The organism is Sphingobium sp. AS12, assembly GCF_019097845.1.
Taxonomy (GTDB): Bacteria; Pseudomonadota; Alphaproteobacteria; order Sphingomonadales; family Sphingomonadaceae; genus Sphingobium.
Genome location: NZ_JAHRGM010000001.1, coordinates 480,701 through 496,119, shown reverse-complemented (window position 1 = coordinate 496,119; position 15,419 = coordinate 480,701). Strand labels below are relative to the sequence as shown.

Sequence of the window (15,419 nt, the reverse complement as noted above, 5' to 3'; positions counted from 1 at the left end):
ACAGCATGACCGCGATTCTCCCTTTCTCCCACGCGCGAAGCGACAGATGGCGGCGTCAGGCGCAACGTCTGCGGCGTAGCGAAAGCGGCATGGCGCTGGTGGAATTCGCCATGGTCCTGCCATTCCTGATGATCATGGCGACCTCGGCGCTTGAACTGACCAACTATGCCATCACAGTCAAGCGGGTCGGCGAACTGGGCGTGATGGTGTCGGACAATGCGTCCCGCATGGGCGCGCAAAGCGCGATCAACAACAAGCCGATCAGCGAAGCGGAAATCAACGATGTATTCATCGGCGCGGATCTTCAGGCGTCGGGCCTGAACCTGGCAGCCAACAGCCGCATCATCCTGTCCAGTCTGCAATTGAACAGCGACGGCGGGCAAACGATCAAATGGCAGCGCTGCTTTGGATCGGTCGCCTATTCCTCAGCTTATGGCGCGCAGGGCACGGGCGCCACCGGCACCGCGTTTGAGGGTATGGGGCCGACCGGAAAGCAGTTGAAAGCCGCGGCTGGCACCGCCGTGATGTTCGTTGAAATCCGGTATCGCTACAAACGCCTGATGCCGCTCTTCTGGCTGCCGCTCAGCGACATTACCGAAACGTCGGCGTTCAACGTCCGCGACAGTCGCGACCTGACGACGGTCTATAATACGGAAAACGTCACGGCCTCGACCTGCTCGGCATAGACCGGCACGAGACATGACGAAACGGGCAGCGTTGATCCGCTGCCCGTTTCTGAACACCTATTTATAGCAAACCTTCTTGGCCGCCGCGACGACGCGGGCGGCGTCGATCAGGGCTGCCTTTTCAAGGTTCGCGGCATAGGGCAGCGGCACGTCCTCATTGGTGACGCGCAGGACCGGGGCGTCGAGATCGTCAAAGCCCTGTTCCATCACTACGGCGGCGATTTCCGACGCGATCGAGCAGGTCGGCCAGCCTTCTTCGACCACGACGAGGCGGTTGGTCTTTTTCAGGCTCTCCAGCACCGTGGCCGTGTCGAGCGGGCGCAGCGTGCGCAGGTCGATGACTTCCGCATCGATGCCCTCTGCCGCCAGCGTTTCGGCGGCTTCCAGCGCAAGGCCGACGCCGATCGAATAGCTAACCAGCGTGACGTCGCTGCCCGACCGCATGATCCGTGCCTTGCCGATCGGCAGGACATAATCATCGACCTTGGGCACGTCGAAGCTGCGGCCGTAGAGCAGTTCGTTTTCGAGGAACACGACCGGGTCCTGGCTGCGGATCGCGGCCTTGAGCAGACCCTTGGCATCAGCCGCGTCATAGGGCGCGATGACGATCAGGCCGGGAACGGCGGCATACCAGGGGGCATAATTCTGGCTATGCTGCGCGCCGACGCGGCTGGCCGCGCCGTTGGGACCACGGAATACGATAGGGCAGCGCATCTGGCCGCCCGACATATAGTTGGTCTTGGCCGCCGAGTTGATGATGTGGTCGATCGCCTGCATGGCGAAGTTGAACGTCATGAACTCGACGATCGGGCGCAGACCGCCCATCGCCGCGCCGGTGCCGATACCGGCAAAGCCATATTCGGTGATTGGCGTGTCGATGACCCGCTTGGCACCAAATTCGTCGAGCAGGCCCTGGGTCACCTTATAGGCGCCCTGATATTCGGCGACTTCCTCACCGATCACGAACACGCGCTCGTCGCTACGCATTTCCTCGGCCATCGCGTCGCGCAGGGCTTCGCGGACCGTGGTTTTGACATATTCGGTGCCTTCGGGAAGGCTGGGATCAGCGACGGTCGCCTTGACCGCGACCGGCTTTTTTGGCGCTTCGGGGGCGGTTTCAGCTTTGGCGGACGCGGCGGCCTTCGGCGCAGGAGCGGCTTCCTCGCCGCCCTCGCCCGCCATTTCGGCGATGACGGTGCCGACCTTAACGCCTTCGGTGCCTTCGGCGATCACGATCTTGCCGATCTTGCCTTCGTCGACCGCTTCAAATTCCATCGTCGCCTTGTCGGTTTCGATTTCGGCCAGGATGTCGCCCGAACGGACGTCATCGCCTTCCTTGACCAGCCACTTGGCCAGCGTGCCCTCTTCCATCGTCGGCGAGAGCGCCGGCATCTTGATTGCGATACCCATCAATATTGCTCCACCAGCACGTCTGTATAGAGTTCGGCCATGTCCGGCTCAGGCGATGTTTCGGCGAAATCGGCCGCTTCGCTGACGATCTTGCGGATGTCCTGGTCGATCTTCTTGAGTTCATCCTCACCCACACCTTGCGCGGCGAGATAGGCTTTGACGCCTTCGATCGGGTCGGACTTGTCGCGCATCGCCTGCACTTCTTCACGCGACCGATATTTGGCCGGATCGGACATGGAGTGGCCGCGATAGCGATAGGTTTTCATTTCCAGCAGGATCGGGCCATTGCCGCCCTGCACCCATTTGAGCGCTTCCTCAGTCGCGCCGCGCACGGCCAGCACGTCCATGCCGTTGACCTGGATACCGGGGATGCGGAAGCTTTCGCCACGGCGATAAAGCTGGTCCTCGGCCGATGAGCGGTTGACGCTGGTGCCCATGGCGTATTGATTATTTTCGATGACGAAAATGATCGGGAGCTTCCACAATTCGGCCATGTTGAAGGATTCATAGACCTGGCCCTGGTTGGCCGCGCCGTCGCCGAAATAGGCGACGCATACGCCGCCATCGCCATTATATTTGTGGGCAAAGCCGAGGCCCGCGCCCAGCGAGACCTGCGCACCGACAATGCCATGGCCGCCGAAGAATTTATGTTCGACGCTGAACATGTGCATCGAACCGCCCTTGCCGCGGGAAATGCCCGCTTCACGGCCGGTCAGTTCGGCCATGATGACATTGGGGTCGATACCATAGGCCAGCATATGGCCATGGTCGCGATAGCCGGTAATCACGCTGTCCTTGCCGGGCTTAAGCGCCGACTGGATGCCGACCGCGACCGCTTCCTGGCCGATATAGAGGTGACAGAAGCCACCGATGAGACCCAGGCCGTAAAGCTGCCCGGCCTTTTCCTCGAAACGGCGGATCAGGACCATCTGCCGGTAGAATTCCAGCAACTCTTCCTTGGATGCCTTGTAATCAGTGGGAGTTTCAGGGCGAGGCCGGTTATGGTCCGCGCCGGCAGCGGGTGCAGCCGCCTTTGCCGTTGCGCGTGAAGGACGCGGCGTCGTTGGTTTCGCCAAGGCTCTTATCCTTTTGCGTGGGGTAGGATGGAAGGAAGTCCGATATAGCGGCAGAGTTGCATATATTGCAACGGCGAAGCCCGGAATCCGGGCGGGGTGGACAAGAATTTCGCAACCTCTATCCGGCTTGCGAAGTTTGCAAAGTCTCGGCCTATCCATTCGCAGCAAAATTGCGACGACAGCCATTTCCGCGCAAAAACGTTACGTTTTCCTGGAAAGACACTCAGTTGAGCGGAACGATCACTTCATCATGATGGATGACGCCAAGCTGGCGGCGGATCAGTTCGTCGGCCAGGTCGGGATCGACGCGGCGGGGATCAAGCGCTTCGACGCGGTTGCGCAGTTCTGCTTGCGCGGCCTTGGTCGTTTTCAGTTCTGCCTTGGCCGCGCGCAGCTGGCGCGAATAGTCGCCCCACGCCAGCACCCCATTCGACCCCAGCACGACATAACCGGCAAAGACGAGCAGGAGCAGCAGCGCGACCGCCGGGCCAAAGGCCGAGAAAAGAAGGGAACGAAGCTTCGCGATATGCGCCATGGCCAAGATGAATCACAGGGAGTGGCTGGCCGCAAGTAAAAAATGGTTAACTTGCGGCCAACCGAATCCTGACCGATTTTAGCGGAAGATCGAGCGACCGGCGTAAACCGCGATGTCGCCCAATTCTTCCTCGATACGGATGAGCTGGTTATACTTTGCGAGCCGGTCGGAGCGCGCCAGCGAGCCCGTCTTGATCTGGCCGCAGTTGGTGGCAACGGCCAGGTCGGCGATGGTCGCATCTTCGGTCTCGCCCGAACGATGCGACATGACGGCGGTGTAGCGCGCGCGGTGGGCCATGTTGACGGCCGCCAGCGTTTCGGTGAGCGTGCCGATCTGGTTGACCTTGACCAGCAGCGAATTGGCCAGCCCCATGTCGATGCCCATCGCCAGACGCTTGGGATTGGTCACGAACAGGTCGTCGCCGACCAGTTGGACCGAACCGCCAATCTTGTCGGTCAGCGCCTTCCAGCCCTCGAAATCATCCTCGCTCATGCCGTCCTCGATCGATTTGATCGGATAGTCGGCACACAGGGCAGCAAGATAATCGGCCATTTCGACCGGGCTGAGCGACAGGCCTTCGCCCGAAATCTCATATTTGCCGTTCTTGAAAAATTCGGTCGCGGCGCAATCGAGCGCCAGCACGACGTCGTCGCCCGGCTTGTAGCCCGCTTTCTCGATCGACAGCATGATGAAGTCGAGCGCATCGCGGGTCGATGCGATGTTGGGGGCAAAACCGCCCTCGTCACCGACCGAGGTCGCCAGACCCTTGTCATGCAGGCCTTTTTTCAGCGTGTGGAAGATTTCCGAGCCGATCCGCACGGCGTCCGCGATGCTTTCGGCCCCCACCGGCATGATCATGAATTCCTGAAAGTCGATCGGGTTGTCGGCATGTTCGCCGCCATTGATGATGTTCATCATCGGCACCGGCAGGACATGCGAGGACACGCCGCCAACATAGCGGTAGAGCGGCAGGCCGCGTGCGTCCGCTGCGGCCTTCGCCACCGCCAGGCTGACGCCCAGGATCGCGTTCGCACCCAGGTTCGACTTATTGTCGGTGGCGTCCAGTTCGATCATCGCGGCGTCGATTTCGCCCTGATCTTCGGCATCATAGCCGACCAGCGCGTCCGCGATCTGGACGTTGACCGCCTCGACTGCGCCCAGCACGCCCTTGCCCATGTAGCGCGACTTGTCGCCGTCGCGCTTTTCCACCGCTTCATAGGCACCGGTCGATGCGCCCGATGGCACGGCGGCGCGGCCGAAGCTGCCATCCTCCAACATGACATCGACTTCGACGGTGGGGTTGCCACGGCTGTCGAAGATCTGGCGGGCGTGAATGTCGAGAATGGCGGTCATGGTCGCTCCCTGAAATATGGCCTGCGCTGCGGCAGGACGCCTATTTTCGCGCTCCGCTTAGCCAGCGACCCGGTGCTTGGCAATGCAGAGGGGCTTGCATGGGCCGAAAAAATGCCGATGGTCGAAATTGGAACGGCTACGGAACTGTGAGCGACCGCAAAGCATTTGACCAAAGTATCAATTGCTGCGCCGCACGCCCCAGCCGCGCAACCGAAAGGGAGACTTAGGACCATGGCCGACACGCCCGAAACCCCGCCCGTCAAGACCGCAGCGAACAAAAGCGCCGCGAAGAAGTCGGTCGGCAGGCCGCGCAAAGCCAAGCCGGTCGAAGCCACCGCCGCCAGCGTGCCTGCGGTGAAGCCCGTCAAGGCTGCCGCGGTGCGCAAGACGCCCGTGCGCAAGGCTCCTGCGGCCAAGACGGCCAAAAAGTCTGGCAATGGCACAGCCTCCACCGGCTGGGCCGCGCAGATCGCGCCCATCAAGGCGAAGGCCGAGCAAGCAGCCAAGTCCGCAACCGATGCGCTGGGCGCTGTCGATTGGAAGTCGCATATCGACCCGATCAAGGAACAGGCGGGTAAAACCGCCAAGTCAGCCGCTGGCGTCGCCAAGGAAAAGACCGGCACGGCCATGCAGAGCCTCTCCAAGCTGATTGCCGATACGGCAGGCACGGTCGATGCCAAACTGGGTCCGCAATATGGCGATTATGCCCGTCAGGCGGCCGAATCGGTCGCTGGTGCGGCGGACTCGCTCGACAGTAAGGATGTCGACCAGCTGATGACCGAAGCGCGCGACTTTGTGCGTAAAAGCCCGGCGGTCGCGATCGGTGCGGCGGCAGTGGTCGGCTTCGTGCTGATGCGTCTGGCCAAGGGTTCGGACAGCGACGCCTGACATCTGCGCAAAAGCTGCGGCAAGCGCGGCGGAGGGTGATTTGACAGAGATGCCAGCGGAAACGGCGGTGACGCCGCACGCCGACGGGCCGGACGATAGCGCCCCCGACGAATCGGTGCGCGACGTCTTTGCCCGTCTCTATGCCGATGGCCGTGCCTATGCGGCGGCAGAAGCGGACAAGCAGAAGGCGCGCGCTGGCCTGATCGGCGCAGGCGTGCGCGATGCGGCGATCTTTGCCGGGGTTGCGATCATGCTTGTCTTTGCTACGCTGGTCGCGTTCCTGATCGGCCTGATCATCGCGCTGGCGCCACAGCTTGGCCCACTTTGGGCGACCTTCGCAGTGCTGGGTGCCAGCCTGCTGGTGGCGATCGGCCTGTTATTGCTGGCGAAGGCGCGGATTTCCCGGATGAAGAAAGCGATTACGCCATGAGCGGTGCAGGGCGCTATCAAGAGGCTGTCGCGCGGGCCGAGGCAGCGAAACAAAGCCTGATTTCCAGCGCTCAGACGGCCAAAGCGCGTATCACGCCCGCTCGGCTGAAGCAGGATGCCACCGCCAAGGTGGTGGACGTTGCCATGGACGGGATGGCCTATGCCGCCGCCACCGCGCGTCAGCGGCCAGCCATGGTTGGCGCGGCTGGGGCCGCCCTGCTCCTCTTCCTGACCCGTCGCCCGCTGGCGGCACTTTTCGGTCGGCTGGGCGTTCGAAATGAAGACACAAACCCCGACCATTCGGAGACTGATGATGGCTGATATTCGCGCCCAACTGAGCCGCGTCCGCGAAGCGGCGAACGATGTCGCGACGAGCGCGACGGACAAGATCAAGGATGGCACGGAAAAGGCGCGCGAAGGCGCTGGCGAACTGATCCAGACCAGCCGGGAAAAGGCGAGCGAGGCCTATGGCGACGCACGCGACCGCACGCAGAAGGTTGCGGCGCGGGCCAACCAGATCGTGCAGGAGCATCCTGTCGTCGCGGTGGCTGGCGCAGTCGCTGCTGGCGCGGTGATCGCGTGGATGTTCCCTAAGAGCCGCGCGGCGATGAAAGCCCTGCCGAGCTTGGCCAGCACGGCCGGTGCGCGGTTGGTCGAGGCAGCGCTGGCCGCACGGTCGGCCGCGTCGGATGGCGCGGAAACGATCAAGCAGGGCGCGAGCGATCTGGCCGCCACCGCGCGCAAGACCGCGGCATCGAGCGACCTGCCCGCCAAGGCATCGCACATTACCGACGATGTCGTCGCGATGGTCAGCACCAAGATCGATGCCCTGGCCGAGGCGATCAAGGCGCGATTGCCGAAAAACTAATCGCAACGGCGGCAAAAGCACGCAGTTGCGGCCCTGCTCCCCCTTGGATGGACGCTGCACCGCTGCTAGGGTCAGCGTTCACCCAAGCGAGGATAAGATAACACCATGAGCAAAATGCATCTGGTGATGGGCGGTCGCGTTACCGATCCACAGACACTGGAATTTCAGGACCTGAGCAAGGTCGATCTGGTCGGCGTGTTCCCTGACTATGCGTCGGCCGAAAAGGCGTGGCGCGGCGCGGCACAGCGGACAGTCGATGACGCGGAAATGCGCTATGTGATCGTGCATCTGCACCGGCTGCTGGAACCGGACCTGCCGTCGACTTGAAGTGTAATGACTTTACCCCAATCCGTTCGTCCTGAGTAGCCATTGAGCGAAGTCGAAATGGCGTATCGAAGGATCAAACGCTGCGCGTGATGCTTCGATACGAGCCTTCGGCAAGCTCAGTCTCTACTCAGCACGAACGGATGTTAGACATTAGGCGCTGATCGTTAATTCAGGGGCTGGGGCGGTTTGCGGAAACGCCAGCGCAGCAGCTGGCGCGTCAGCACCAGCCCCACCAGAAAACCACCAATATGCGCGGCGATGGCGATCTCGCCCAGGTCGCCCAGACCACCAGCGGTCGCGATGCCGATCATCAGTTGCAAGCCAATCCACGCCGCCGCCAGCCAGAGCAGGCGCACGATATTGGCCGACAATGGCCCGATGCGGCGCACCGTCTGCTGGCTGTAGAGCAAGGCATAGGTCGCCATGATTGCCGAGATCGCGCCGCTGGCGCCAACCATCGGATTGGTCGATCCGGGGTCGATCGCCCATTGCGCCGCGCAGGCACCATAAGCGCCGACGAGGTAAAGGCAGAGCGTACCCCCCTTCCCCAGCACCTGTTCGACCTGCCGCCCGCAAAAGACCAGCATCAGCAGATTGAAACCGATATGCAGCCAGCCAGCGTGAATCAGCGCGCAGCTGAGCGGGGTCAACCAGGCCGGAACCGCCGCCATACCCTCCAGGAGAGCAGGGTCGCCAATCCGCGCCGGGATGAAGCCGCCAATGATGGCGGCGTCATCGGTCCGTCCGGTGAAATGGAGCAGCAGGAATGCGACAAAAGTGATCGCCGCAATTCCGTTGGTCATCCTGCCTGCGGGTAATTTCACGGTCAGATGAAGGCGATTTTTTCGACCTGGTAGAATTTGTCGCCCGCGGGGACCGACACTTCCACATCCTCGCCCACCGTGCGGCCGATCAGCGCGCGGCCAAGCGGGCTGTTATAGGAAATCATGCCGAGCTTCGCGTCGGCTTCGGCCTGCCCCACGATCTGATATTTGACCGGCTTGTCATCCTCATCGAGCAAGGTGACGGTCGCGCCGAACACGATCTTGTCGCCCGACAGGCTCTTGGGATCGATGATCTGCGCGCGCGACAGCTTGTCCTCCAGATCGGAGATGGTCGCTTCGACCTGGCCCTGCCGTTCCTTGGCGGCGTGATATTCGGCATTTTCCGACAGATCGCCATGGGCGCGCGCCTCTTCGATGGCGTCGACGATCAATGGCCGTTCAGCCTTGAGTTCGCGGAGTTGCCCCATGAGCTTGTCATAGCCCATCTGCAACATCGGCATCTTCTCAACGGTCGCCATTATGCAAATCCTTCGTCAAAACTTCCCTTTGGCGGCGACCAACATGGTGCCACCCGCAGCGTGTGTCCTTGTGCAGGGGATCAGGCTTGCGACAGGGGATAATAGGACTGGAGCGACCGCACTTCAAGGGGATGGTCCCGTAAAGCCTCGATCGCGTCAGCAGCGGCGACGCTGGCGGCGGCGGTGGTGAAACTGGCAATCTTCGCCCGTAGAGCCGATGTGCGGATCGCCTTGCTGTCCTTCAGGGACTGCCAGCCTTCGGTGGTGTTGAAGATCAGTTGCACGTCGCCGTCGGTGATCCGGTCGACAATATGCGGGCGGCCCTGCGCCACCTTGTTGACCGTTTCCACCGCCAGGCCATTGTCGGCCAGGAAAGTGGCGGTGCCGCCGGTCGCGATGATGCGGAAACCCATGGCAGAGAGCTTCTTGGCAGCGGGCAGGATGACCTGCTTGTCGCCGTCCTTCAGCGAGATGAACACCGTGCCGCTGGTCGGCAACATGGTGCCAGCGCCGATCTGCGCCTTGGCAAAGGCGGTCGCAAAATCGCTATCGATTCCCATGACTTCGCCGGTGCTTTTCATTTCCGGTGAGAGGACCGGATCGACGCCGGGGAAGCGGCCGAAGGGGAACACGGCTTCCTTGACCGCGACATGGTTGATCGCGTTGCGATCGATCACAGGCAGGTTTTCCAGCATCTCGCCCGCCATCACCCGCGCGGCGATCTTGGCGATGGGGGTGCCGATCGCCTTGGCGACGAAGGGGACAGTGCGGCTGGCGCGCGGGTTGACCTCGATCAGATAGACGGTGCCATCCTTGACCGCGAACTGGATGTTCATCAGGCCGCGCACCGACAAGGCATGGGCCAAGATTTCGGTCTGCCGTTCGATTTCCGCGATGATATCATTGCTGAGGCTGTAGGGCGGCAGCGAGCATGCGCTGTCGCCCGAATGGACGCCGGCTTCCTCGATATGCTGCAACACGCCGGCCACGACGACATCGGCGCCATCGCACAGCGCATCGACATCCACCTCGATCGCGTCGCGCAGATATTGGTCGATCAGCACGGGCGATTCGCCCGAAACCAGCACGGCGGTGGTGATATATTCTTCCAGTTGCGCCTGCCCGTCGACAATCTCCATCGCCCGGCCACCCAGAACATAGCTGGGACGCATGAGGACGGGATAGCCGATGCGGTTGGCGACGGCGATCGCCTCCTCCCGGCTGCGGGCAATGCCATTGTCGGGCTGGCGCAGCTTGAGCTTGTCGATTAGCGCGGCGAAGCGTTCGCGATCTTCGGCCAGATCGATGGCGTCGGGCGATGTGCCCAGGATCGGGATGCCCGCATCCTCCAGCGCCTGCGCCAGCTTGAGCGGGGTCTGGCCACCAAACTGGACGATGACGCCCTTCAATGTCCCGTTCGACTTTTCGATGTCGAGGATTTCCAGCACATCCTCGGCGGTCAGCGGCTCGAAATAGAGGCGGTCGGACGTGTCATAGTCGGTGGACACGGTTTCCGGGTTGCAGTTGACCATGATGGTTTCATAGCCAACGTCGCTCAGTGCAAAGCAGGCGTGGACACAGCAATAGTCGAACTCGATCCCCTGCCCGATCCGGTTCGGCCCGCCGCCCAGGATCACGACCTTTTCGCGATCGGTCGGCGCGGATTCATTTTCCGCCTGCCCGAAGATCGGCGCCTCATAGGTCGAATACATATAAGGCGTTTTCGCCTCGAACTCGGCGGCGCAGGTGTCGATGCGCTTGAACACCGGACGCACGCCCAGTTTGTGGCGCAGGGCGCGCACTTCATCCTCGGTCACGCCGCCGGTCATCGCCTTGACCGCTTCGTGGATCAGGCCTGACCCGCGCGCAATGCCGCGCTCCATGCCGCGCAGATTGGCGGATTTTAGCGCGAGATAGGCGAGGCGCTTGTCGGAAAAGCCCATGGATTTGAGGCGACGCATCCCGTCCGCATCGCGCGGCAGGCCGTTTTCGATGACTTCGCCTTCGGCCTCGACAATCTCCTTGATCCGTTCGAGGAACCAGGGGTCGAACTTGGCGATATTGTGGATTTCCGCGACGGTCAGGCCTTCGCGCAACGCCTGCGCCGCGACCAGCAGCCGGTCGGGCGTGGGCTGCGACAAGGCGGCGATGATGTCATCCTTGGGCGCGCCGACCAGATGATCGACATCGTTGAAACCGCACAGGCCGGTTTCCAGACCGCGCAGCGCCTTCTGCATCGATTCATGGATGTTGCGGCCAATCGCCATCACTTCGCCGACCGATTTCATCGCGGTGCCGAGCAAAGGCTCTGCGCCCTTGAACTTTTCGAACGCGAAGCGCGGGATCTTGGTCACGACATAGTCGATCGTCGGCTCGAAGCTGGCTGGCGTCGCGCCGGTAATGTCGTTGGTGATTTCATCGAGCGTGTAACCCACGGCCAGCTTCGCCGCGACCTTGGCGATCGGGAAGCCGGTGGCCTTGGACGCCAGTGCCGAGGAGCGCGACACGCGCGGGTTCATCTCGATCACGATCAGGCGGCCATCCTTGGGATTGACCGCGAACTGTACGTTGGAACCGCCTGTTTCGACGCCGATTTCGCGCAGCACCGCAATGGATGCGTTGCGCATGATCTGATATTCCTTGTCGGTCAGCGTCAGCGCCGGGGCGACAGTGATGCTGTCCCCGGTATGGACGCCCATCGGATCGACATTTTCGATCGAACAGATGATGATGCAATTGTCCGCCCGGTCGCGGACCACCTCCATCTCATATTCTTTCCAGCCGAGCAGCGATTCCTCGATCAGCACTTCGGTGGTGGGCGATGCGTCCAGACCGCCGCGCACGATGGTCATGAACTCGTCGCGATTATAGGCGATCCCGCCGCCGGTGCCGCCCATGGTGAAGCTGGGGCGGATGATCGAAGGGAGCCCCGTAAACTCCAGCGCCTCCAGCGCCTCCTCCATGGAGTGGGCGATGCGCGAACGGGCGGATTCGAGGCCGATCTTGTCCATGGCGTCGCGGAACTTGATCCGGTCCTCCGCCTTGTCGATCGCCTCGGCGTCCGCGCCGATCATCTGGACGCCATATTTCTCCAGGGTGCCGTCATTGAACAGCGCCAGCGCGGTATTGAGCGCGGTCTGCCCGCCCATCGTCGGCAGCACCGCGTCCGGCCGCTCCTTCTCGATGATCTTCGCCACGATTTCAGGCGTGATCGGCTCGACATAAGTGGCGTCGGCAAATTCCGGGTCGGTCATGATCGTGGCCGGATTGGAATTGACCAGGATGATGCGATAGCCCTCCTCTTTCAACGCCTTCACCGCCTGCGTGCCCGAATAATCGAACTCGCACGCCTGGCCGATGATGATCGGCCCAGCGCCGATGATGAGGATGGAGGAGATGTCGGTGCGTTTGGGCATGTTAAATTCCAAAGAAAGCGCGAATAGTATTAATTGCTAGCAATATTGCTTGCTTAGCCGGCTCTTCCGCTACGGCCTCATAGGCATTCATAAGCGGAGCCAAAAGCAGCGCAGAGACTGCTGACGCTAGGACTTTATGCTTCTTTATCAGCGCTATACCTGCACCAATATGGTCTCTTATCCAACTACGCTTATCTTCATCGATCGAATTAGATGATCGTATCGATTCTGAAGCAGCATCTGTGAGTTCGACAACTTCCGCAAATGCGCGAGAGTTATGATCTATCGCAACCAAACGATCAGAAGCTCGGGCGATGGCAATATCAACGAGCGGAAGATCAACACCATCATCTGGCAAAACACCGCGTTCGTCAAAGTGCTTCCGCAGACCAACAAGTGCGCGTCGCAGCCATTGATCACCAAGCTCATGATAATCTTCGTACAGCACATGCTTCAAAAAAGCTGAACCACGAGGGTAATCTGATGCCTTGTCAATCAAGCCAGATTCATCACCGTTCCGTTTGGCATCTTGAATTTGCTCTTGAGCAAGGGAAACGAAATTTTCAAACTCGTTGGCTTTTATTTTTACGAATGTTCCAGAAAAATTGTCGTCAGTCACCCTGAGAAGTCCGCACTCAGCTAGACTTCTTATAACGTCTTGAGCCAACTGCTCCGTGATTGGGAATCCACAGCGCTGCTCAGCATAGTTTTTGAACTCAGACAGATCACCGGAAAAATCTCTTGCAGTAGCTCGATGATTGCCGAAAATGTCGTTGAATTCATCATCATCAGCATCATCCCAACTAATCTTGCTGATGACTGCAAGAGCCACGTAGTCAGCGATACTACGGGTTGTTGGCGGAAGTGCAGAACTCAATGCACCGCCCCCGTCCGAGCCTCGCACCCCCAGCCGTCATATTCAACGCCACACAATATCTCGATCTGGAGGCACTTCTTCGTCAGCGCGCGGATGGAGGCTTCGTCCACCGCCTGTTCGCATTCCAGGAACAGGAACAGGTCGCCATCCTCATCCTCTTCGCGGTCCAACTCGACCATGCCGAATTGGCTGGCGATTTCCAGGACGCGGTCGAAATCCTTGTCATTGCCCTTGAAGCTGACGTCCACGGCGCGCGGGATCATCGCCTTGTCGCCATTGGCGGCGAGGTTGGCGAGGACTTGCCGGTCCGCTTCCCATTCGGCGGCCAGGCGCGCTTCATCGACGGGGGGCAGCTTGATGCTCATGCCGCCACGGCTTTTTTGAGGCCATCGACGAAGCGCTGGAACAGGTAGAAGCTGTCCTGCGGGCCGGGCGAGGCTTCGGGGTGATACTGGACCGAGAAGGCATTTTTGTCAGTGAGCGCAATGCCGCAATTGCTGCCGTCGAACAGCGAGACATGGGTGGCGCGGACATTGACGGGCAGCGTCGCCGCATCGACCGCAAAGCCGTGGTTCATGCTGGTGATTTCGACCAGCCCGTCCTCCAGCCGCTTGACCGGATGGTTCGCGCCACGATGGCCCTGATGCATCTTGATCGTCTTTGCGCCCACGGCAAGGCCGAGCAACTGGTGGCCAAGGCAGATGCCGAACACGGGAATGTCCGCGTCCAGCACCTGCCGGATCACCGGCACGGCGTAAGCCCCGGTCGCGGCGGGATCGCCCGGACCGTTGGACAGGAACACGCCATCGGGCGACAGGGCCGACACCTGATCGAAGGTGGCGGTGGCGGGCAGTACGGTGACGCGCGCGCCGGCCTTTACCAGATTGCGGAAGATGTTGTTCTTCGCGCCATAATCGATGGCGACGACATGGGGTCTTGAACTGGCTCCGTTCGCTTCGAGCGCAGTCGAGAAGCCGCTTTCAGGTGTCTCGACTGCGCTCGACACGAACGGGGTTTGGGTTTCGTTCAGGCTATACCCCGCGCCCAGCGTCCAGCCGCCATCGCTCCACAAGCGGCTATCCTTGCCGGTGACTTCGATGGCGAGGTCCATGCCCTCAAGGCCGGGCCAGGCGGCGGCCTTGGCAGCCAGCGCGGCGATGTCGAACCCGCCGTCGGGATCATGGGCGATGACGATGTTGGGCGCACCCTTTTCGCGGATCATGCGGGTGAGCGCGCGGGTATCGACGCCAGACAGGCCGATGCGGCCATGGTCGCGCATCCAGTCGTCAAATGGCTGGACGTTGCGGAAATTGCTCGGCTCCGTCACGTCCTGCCGCACGACGCAGCCCAGCGCGAAGGGCGTGTCCGCCTCGACATCGTCGGCGTTGGTGCCGACATTGCCGATATGGGGGAAGGTGAAGGTCACGACCTGGCCCGCATAGCTGGGGTCGGTCATGATTTCCTGATAGCCGGTGATGGCGGTGTTGAAGCAGAGTTCGCCCACCGCTTCGCCCACAGCGCCGAAACCACGGCCGAACACGGCGGAACCATCGGCAAAAACCAATACCCCTGTCGCTCCTTTGGGCACAATGAGGGTCTTGGCGTCAGCCATGGTCGGGTGGTCCTTTTTTGCTTTTGCGGGGTCCCGTCTGGTGCGGGTTAAACGGCCGGTCACCTATGCCTGTGCAGCGTCGCGGTCAACGCCTGTTAAAAATCTCTTTTGGCGTTATATCTACTTCTTTCCCGATAAAAACAGGATTCGCTTCGCCATGATTCGCGATACCATCAAGAGCGCCCAGATCACAGCCATGAAGGCGGGCGACAAGGACCGTCTGGCCGCCGTGCGCCTGATCATGGCCAAGCTGAAGGACCGCGACATCGAATTGCGCGTGGCCAGTACCGTGCCGGACGACGATGTGGTGGTGGTCGAAGTGCTGCAGAAGATGGTCAAGCAGCGCCGCGAATCGATCGACATGTTCAAGAGCGGCGGGCGCGACGAGTTGGCCGCCAAGGAACAGAGTGAGTTGGAAGTCATCGAAAGCTTCCTGCCGCAACAGCTGAGCGAGGATGAGACGAAGGCGGCGATCGAGGGCATCAAGGCCGAGGTCGGCGCAGCGAGCGTCAAGGATATGGGCAAGGTGATGGCGGTGCTGAAGGAACGGCACGGCCAGGTGATCGACATGAGCAAGGCCAGCGCGCTGGTGAAGGCGGCGCTGGGTTGACATTATATAGCCCCTCCCTTCCAAGGGAG

General features: G+C 61.2%; 17 protein-coding genes. 7 read left to right on the top strand and 10 right to left on the bottom strand.

The window, feature by feature from the left end; all coding sequences use genetic code 11:
• Window positions 1–5 precede the first annotated feature (5 nt).
• Window positions 6–686: a TadE/TadG family type IV pilus assembly protein gene (locus tag KRZ98_RS02520; protein WP_217672087.1), complete on the top strand. Its 681-nt coding sequence runs from the start codon at window positions 6–8 to the stop codon at window positions 684–686.
• A gap of 57 nt (window positions 687–743) precedes the next feature.
• Here the strand turns inward: KRZ98_RS02520 and KRZ98_RS02515 are convergent, their stop codons facing one another.
• From KRZ98_RS02515 to eno, 4 genes are all read right to left on the bottom strand, one after another.
• Entirely contained in the window at window positions 744–2,096 is a 1,353-nt protein-coding gene (locus KRZ98_RS02515) for a pyruvate dehydrogenase complex E1 component subunit beta (RefSeq protein WP_217672086.1), read from the bottom strand.
• Window positions 2,096–3,172, bottom strand: a complete 1,077-nt coding sequence (gene pdhA, locus KRZ98_RS02510) for a pyruvate dehydrogenase (acetyl-transferring) E1 component subunit alpha (RefSeq protein ID WP_119744282.1) — start codon at window positions 3,170–3,172, stop codon at window positions 2,096–2,098. Before pdhA ends, KRZ98_RS02515 begins: the two co-directional genes overlap by 1 nt.
• 223 nt (window positions 3,173–3,395) lie before the next feature.
• Window positions 3,396–3,707 (bottom strand): septum formation initiator family protein, encoded by a 312-nt coding sequence (locus tag KRZ98_RS02505; protein WP_119744283.1) that lies wholly within the window; start codon window positions 3,705–3,707, stop codon window positions 3,396–3,398.
• 78 nt (window positions 3,708–3,785) lie between these two features.
• Window positions 3,786–5,060: a phosphopyruvate hydratase gene (gene eno, locus KRZ98_RS02500; RefSeq protein ID WP_217672085.1), complete on the bottom strand. Its 1,275-nt coding sequence runs from the start codon at window positions 5,058–5,060 to the stop codon at window positions 3,786–3,788.
• A gap of 231 nt (window positions 5,061–5,291) precedes the next feature.
• Between eno and KRZ98_RS02495 the strand changes: the two genes are divergently transcribed.
• The 5 genes from KRZ98_RS02495 to KRZ98_RS02475 all read left to right on the top strand — a co-directional run bounded on the left by KRZ98_RS02495 (window position 5,292) and on the right by KRZ98_RS02475 (window position 7,572).
• Window positions 5,292–5,948: a hypothetical protein gene (locus KRZ98_RS02495; protein ID WP_217672084.1), complete on the top strand. Its 657-nt coding sequence runs from the start codon at window positions 5,292–5,294 to the stop codon at window positions 5,946–5,948.
• Window positions 5,949–5,988: 40 nt separating this feature from the next.
• Window positions 5,989–6,378, top strand: coding sequence for a phage holin family protein (locus KRZ98_RS02490; protein ID WP_119744286.1), 390 nt, complete (start codon window positions 5,989–5,991; stop codon window positions 6,376–6,378).
• On the top strand, window positions 6,375–6,698 hold the full coding sequence (locus tag KRZ98_RS02485) for a hypothetical protein (protein ID WP_217672083.1): 324 nt from the start codon (window positions 6,375–6,377) through the stop codon (window positions 6,696–6,698). The genes KRZ98_RS02490 and KRZ98_RS02485 overlap by 4 nt, the downstream gene beginning before the upstream one ends.
• Window positions 6,691–7,245, top strand: coding sequence for a DUF883 family protein (locus KRZ98_RS02480; protein WP_217672406.1), 555 nt, complete (start codon window positions 6,691–6,693; stop codon window positions 7,243–7,245). The genes KRZ98_RS02485 and KRZ98_RS02480 overlap by 8 nt, the downstream gene beginning before the upstream one ends.
• A gap of 105 nt (window positions 7,246–7,350) precedes the next feature.
• On the top strand, window positions 7,351–7,572 hold the full coding sequence (locus tag KRZ98_RS02475) for a DUF4170 domain-containing protein (protein WP_217672082.1): 222 nt from the start codon (window positions 7,351–7,353) through the stop codon (window positions 7,570–7,572).
• 164 nt (window positions 7,573–7,736) lie between these two features.
• Here the strand turns inward: KRZ98_RS02475 and KRZ98_RS02470 are convergent, their stop codons facing one another.
• The 6 genes from KRZ98_RS02470 to carA all read right to left on the bottom strand — a co-directional run bounded on the left by KRZ98_RS02470 (window position 7,737) and on the right by carA (window position 14,780).
• On the bottom strand, window positions 7,737–8,375 hold the full coding sequence (locus KRZ98_RS02470) for a rhomboid family intramembrane serine protease (RefSeq protein ID WP_217672081.1): 639 nt from the start codon (window positions 8,373–8,375) through the stop codon (window positions 7,737–7,739).
• A 23-nt stretch (window positions 8,376–8,398) separates the two neighbouring features.
• Window positions 8,399–8,875: a transcription elongation factor GreA gene (gene greA / locus KRZ98_RS02465; RefSeq protein WP_217672080.1), complete on the bottom strand. Its 477-nt coding sequence runs from the start codon at window positions 8,873–8,875 to the stop codon at window positions 8,399–8,401.
• An 80-nt stretch (window positions 8,876–8,955) separates the two neighbouring features.
• On the bottom strand, window positions 8,956–12,291 hold the full coding sequence (carB, locus tag KRZ98_RS02460) for a carbamoyl-phosphate synthase large subunit (RefSeq protein ID WP_217672079.1): 3,336 nt from the start codon (window positions 12,289–12,291) through the stop codon (window positions 8,956–8,958).
• 1 nt (window position 12,292) lies between these two features.
• Window positions 12,293–13,168 (bottom strand): hypothetical protein, encoded by an 876-nt coding sequence (locus KRZ98_RS02455; RefSeq protein WP_217672078.1) that lies wholly within the window; start codon window positions 13,166–13,168, stop codon window positions 12,293–12,295.
• A complete protein-coding gene (locus KRZ98_RS02450; RefSeq protein ID WP_217672077.1) occupies window positions 13,165–13,533 on the bottom strand; it encodes a ribonuclease E inhibitor RraB in 369 nt (122 codons plus the stop codon). The genes KRZ98_RS02455 and KRZ98_RS02450 overlap by 4 nt, the downstream gene beginning before the upstream one ends.
• Window positions 13,530–14,780, bottom strand: coding sequence for a glutamine-hydrolyzing carbamoyl-phosphate synthase small subunit (gene carA / locus KRZ98_RS02445; protein WP_217672076.1), 1,251 nt, complete (start codon window positions 14,778–14,780; stop codon window positions 13,530–13,532). Before carA ends, KRZ98_RS02450 begins: the two co-directional genes overlap by 4 nt.
• Before the next feature lie 157 nt (window positions 14,781–14,937).
• On the opposite strand from carA, the gene KRZ98_RS02440 reads away from it, so the two are divergent.
• Window positions 14,938–15,390 (top strand): GatB/YqeY domain-containing protein, encoded by a 453-nt coding sequence (locus KRZ98_RS02440; RefSeq protein ID WP_217672075.1) that lies wholly within the window; start codon window positions 14,938–14,940, stop codon window positions 15,388–15,390.
• Window positions 15,391–15,419: the final 29 nt, after the last annotated feature.

What these genes read in the sequence shown, in the direction of transcription:
- KRZ98_RS02520 (WP_217672087.1), top strand. Translation starts at nt 6, where the DNA reads ATGACCGCGATTCTCCCTTTCTCCCACGCGCGAAGCGACAGATGGCGG.
- KRZ98_RS02515 (WP_217672086.1), bottom strand. Translation starts at nt 2,096, where the DNA reads ATGGGTATCGCAATCAAGATGCCGGCGCTCTCGCCGACGATGGAAGAG.
- KRZ98_RS02505 (WP_119744283.1), bottom strand. Translation starts at nt 3,707, where the DNA reads ATGGCGCATATCGCGAAGCTTCGTTCCCTTCTTTTCTCGGCCTTTGGC.
- eno (WP_217672085.1), bottom strand. Translation starts at nt 5,060, where the DNA reads ATGACCGCCATTCTCGACATTCACGCCCGCCAGATCTTCGACAGCCGT.
- KRZ98_RS02495 (WP_217672084.1), top strand. Translation starts at nt 5,292, where the DNA reads ATGGCCGACACGCCCGAAACCCCGCCCGTCAAGACCGCAGCGAACAAA.
- KRZ98_RS02485 (WP_217672083.1), top strand. Translation starts at nt 6,375, where the DNA reads ATGAGCGGTGCAGGGCGCTATCAAGAGGCTGTCGCGCGGGCCGAGGCA.
- KRZ98_RS02480 (WP_217672406.1), top strand. Translation starts at nt 6,691, where the DNA reads ATGGCTGATATTCGCGCCCAACTGAGCCGCGTCCGCGAAGCGGCGAAC.
- KRZ98_RS02475 (WP_217672082.1), top strand. Translation starts at nt 7,351, where the DNA reads ATGAGCAAAATGCATCTGGTGATGGGCGGTCGCGTTACCGATCCACAG.
- KRZ98_RS02470 (WP_217672081.1), bottom strand. Translation starts at nt 8,375, where the DNA reads ATGACCAACGGAATTGCGGCGATCACTTTTGTCGCATTCCTGCTGCTC.
- greA (WP_217672080.1), bottom strand. Translation starts at nt 8,875, where the DNA reads ATGGCGACCGTTGAGAAGATGCCGATGTTGCAGATGGGCTATGACAAG.
- carB (WP_217672079.1), bottom strand. Translation starts at nt 12,291, where the DNA reads ATGCCCAAACGCACCGACATCTCCTCCATCCTCATCATCGGCGCTGGG.
- KRZ98_RS02450 (WP_217672077.1), bottom strand. Translation starts at nt 13,533, where the DNA reads ATGAGCATCAAGCTGCCCCCCGTCGATGAAGCGCGCCTGGCCGCCGAA.
- carA (WP_217672076.1), bottom strand. Translation starts at nt 14,780, where the DNA reads ATGGCTGACGCCAAGACCCTCATTGTGCCCAAAGGAGCGACAGGGGTA.
- KRZ98_RS02440 (WP_217672075.1), top strand. Translation starts at nt 14,938, where the DNA reads ATGATTCGCGATACCATCAAGAGCGCCCAGATCACAGCCATGAAGGCG.